The following is a 3,219-nucleotide window of genomic DNA, read 5'->3' on the forward strand; positions in this document are numbered from 1 at the left end:
TGTTCCCTATTCCCTGCGGTCAGCGCGCGCAGCAGCCGATCGAACCGCTTCTGCCGCGCCAGCCGCGCCACGCACCCGATGACGAACGCGTCCGCGGGGATACCCAGCTCCGCGCGGACGGCGCCCGGCTCCTTCGTCCGCACGGGCGCGCGGACGCCGTCCAGGATGGTGACGACCTTCGCGGGATCCAGCCGCGGATCGCCGACCAGGAAGGCGGGACGCATGGCATCCGCGTTCAGCGCGACGACGTCCACGAAGCGGCGCAGCGCCTGGCGGTAGCGCGCGCCGCGGGCCGGCGTATCGCCCTGCAGGACGATGCGCTGCACGACGAATGGAGCCTCCGCCAGCCGCGCGGCGAGGCCCGCCAGGAACACCTTCTTGAACGTGGTGAGGAGAACGGCGTCCGGCTTCTCCCGGCGGATGCGCGCGGCCAGGCGAAAGGCGTCGGGCAGCATGGCGTCGCCGCCCACGCGCTGAACGCCCGTGGGGATGCCGTATTCCGCCACGCGGCGGGCGATCTCGCGGTCGCGGCAGAGCATGAGCACGCGGTGGCCGCGGCGCTGCAGCCCGGCCAGCAGCAGCGCCGTGCCAATCTCCCCGCCACCCAGGATGCCGGACGCGTTGTGCGCGAGGACGAACATCTACGAGTGCGAAAGTGCGAAAGTGCGAAAGTGCGAAAGTGGCGCGGGGGCGCACTCTCGCACTCGGATGCGGATCAGGATCTTCACTCTCGGACTCACGCGCTCGGGCACTCCTCGTAATCCAGCGACGGTTCGAAAATTCAGCGGGCGGACAGCGCCCGCTCCCAGGCGCCCAGCACGGCGGGCCAGGAGAACGACTCCTCGACGCGACGCAGTGCCGCGGCGGACATGGACGCACACAGCGCGCGGTCCGCCAGCACCGTGCGGAGGGCGTCCGCGAGGGCGGCGGCATCGAAGTCCACCACCACGCCGGGCGCGACGCCGACCGCATCCGCACGCAGCGCCTCTTCCGTGCCGCTCACCCGCGTGCTGACGACGGGGATGCCAGCCGCCAGCGCCTCCAGCATGGCGTTGCTCATCCCCTCCTGCTCCGAGCTGACGGCAAAGACGTCCATGGCCGCCAGCACGTCGCCCACGTCCGGCTGGTAGCCCAGGAAGTGGACGCGCTCCGCCACGCCCGCGTTCGCCGCCTGCTCGCGCAGGTCGTGCTCGCACGGCCCCTCGCCGGTGATGACGCAGTGCGCCTCCGGCAGCCGCGCGACGGCGTCGATCAGCCGGTCCAGCCGCTTCTGCGTCGCCAGCCGCGCGATGGCGCCCACGACGGGCGCGTCCGGGCGGATGCCCAGCGACGCGCGCAGGGCGCCGTCCGCCTGCCGCCGCGCGGGCGCCGTGACGGCGTTGGGGATGACGGACACGCGCGACGTGCCGTACCCCGGCAGGGCCTCGTACGCCGGCGCCAGCCGCTCCGCCACGACGACGACGTGATCAACCAGGTGGCGAAAGGCGAAGCGGTACTTCCCGTTGCGCGGCACGTCCGACTCCAGCCCCACGCGGACGACGATGCGCGGCACGCCCGCCATCCGCCCCGCCAGCCCGGCCAGCCACGTCTTCTTGAACATGCCGACGAGCAGCACGTCCGGCCGCAGCCGGCGCAGCTCCAGCGCCAGCCGGGCCGCGTGGTGCACGGCCACGTCGCCGCCCAGGGGCAGGATGCGCGCGTCCAGCCCCAGCGCCGCCGCGGGTTCCGCGACAACGGCGTCGTTGCACAGCAGCAGGACGCGGTGCCCGCGCTGCCGCAGCCCGCTCAGCAGCCGCGCGACGGCCCGCTCCGCCCCGCCCCAGACCCGGGCCCCCACGTGCGCGACGATGAACATCGACGGCAGTGCGAAAGTACGAAGTGCGAAAGTACGAAGTGCGAAAGTGCGAGAGTCACGTCATCCGCACGAAGGCCCGGGGCGCGAAAGCAGTTACTTTCGCACTCCCGCACTTTCGCACTCTCGCACTTGTCCTATCGTCCGAAGAACGCCCCGATCGTCTCCGCCACGTACGACAGCTGCGCCTGCGTGAGCTCCGGGAACACGGGCAGCGACAGCACCTCGCGGCACGCCTGCTCCGCGTGCGGGAACTGACCCTCGCGGTAGCCCAGGTACGCAAAGCACTCCTGCAGGTGCAGCGGCACCGGGTAGTACACCCCCGAGCCGATGCCCGCCGCCTTGAGGTGCTCCGACAGCGCGTCGCGCCGCCCGTCCAGCACGCGGAGGGTGTACTGGTTGAAGATGCTCTCGCTGTCCGGCTTGACCACGGGCGTCACGATCCCGTCGATCCCCGCCAGGGCGCCGTCGTAGAACGCCGCGTGGTGGCGGCGCGCGTCGCTCCAGGCGCGCAGGTGCGGCAGCTTGGCGCGCAGCACGGCGGCCTGCAGGGCGTCCAGGCGCGAGTTGTAGCCCACCTCCTCGTGGTGGTACATCTGCCGCCCGCCGTGCACCCGCAGCTTGCGCAGGCGCTCCGCCGTGTCCGCGTCGTTCGTGACCGTCATCCCCGCGTCGCCGAACGCGCCCAGGTTCTTGGTGGGAAAGAAGCTGAACGCGCACGCGTCGCCCAGCGTGCCCGTGGTGATCCATTCCCCGTCCGCCGTGCGCTGCCGCGCGCCGATGGCCTGCGCCGCGTCCTCCAGGATGCGCACGCCGCGCCCCTCGCCCAGCGCGCGGAACGCCGTCATGTCCGCCATCTGCCCAAAGAGGTGCACGGGCATGACCACCTTCGTGCGCTCCGTGACGGCGTCGTCGGCGCAGGCCGGGTCCAGGTTGAACGTGTCGGGCTGGATGTCGGCGAAGACGGAGCGCGCGCCCACGTTGTGGATGGCCCCCGCCGTGGCGAAGAAGGTGAACGGGGACGTCACCACCTCGTCGCCCGGGCCGCAGTCGAACGCGCGTAGGGCCAGCAGGATGGCGTCCGTGCCGCTGGCGCAGCCAATGGCGTGCGTCACGGGCAGGTACGCCTCGATCTCGCGCTCGAACTGGTCCACCACGGGGCCCAGGATGAAGCGCTGCTCGTCGATGACGGGCGCCATGGCCGCGGCGATGTCGCCGGCGATCTCCCGGTGCTGCAGCGTCAGGTCCAGCAGGGGTACTTGCATCTATCGGTCACTCGGTTGATGTCGAACAGCAAACGGCATTCGTACCGGAAACACGGGGATCCCGCGGATCGCGGAGCGCCCCCCAACCCCCGCCCAAACCCC

General features: G+C 71.8%; 3 protein-coding genes. All 3 read right to left on the reverse strand.

Annotated features, from left to right (window positions below; genetic code table 11):
• Positions 1-641: glycosyltransferase (locus VFZ20_RS21315; protein WP_329685966.1), on the reverse strand; the 641-nt coding region annotated here is incomplete at its 3' end.
• Between the two features lie 140 nt (positions 642-781).
• Positions 782-1,855, reverse strand: a complete 1,074-nt coding sequence (locus tag VFZ20_RS21320) for a glycosyltransferase (protein ID WP_329685967.1) — start codon at positions 1,853-1,855, stop codon at positions 782-784.
• A 134-nt stretch (positions 1,856-1,989) separates the two neighbouring features.
• On the reverse strand, positions 1,990-3,117 hold the full coding sequence (locus tag VFZ20_RS21325) for a DegT/DnrJ/EryC1/StrS family aminotransferase (protein WP_329685968.1): 1,128 nt from the start codon (positions 3,115-3,117) through the stop codon (positions 1,990-1,992).
• Positions 3,118-3,219: the final 102 nt, after the last annotated feature.

Source organism: Longimicrobium sp., from assembly GCF_036280135.1.
Classification (GTDB): Bacteria; Gemmatimonadota; Gemmatimonadetes; order Longimicrobiales; family Longimicrobiaceae; genus Longimicrobium.

What these genes read in the sequence shown, in the direction of transcription:
- VFZ20_RS21320 (WP_329685967.1), bottom strand. Translation starts at nt 1,855, where the DNA reads ATGTTCATCGTCGCGCACGTGGGGGCCCGGGTCTGGGGCGGGGCGGAG.
- VFZ20_RS21325 (WP_329685968.1), bottom strand. Translation starts at nt 3,117, where the DNA reads ATGCAAGTACCCCTGCTGGACCTGACGCTGCAGCACCGGGAGATCGCC.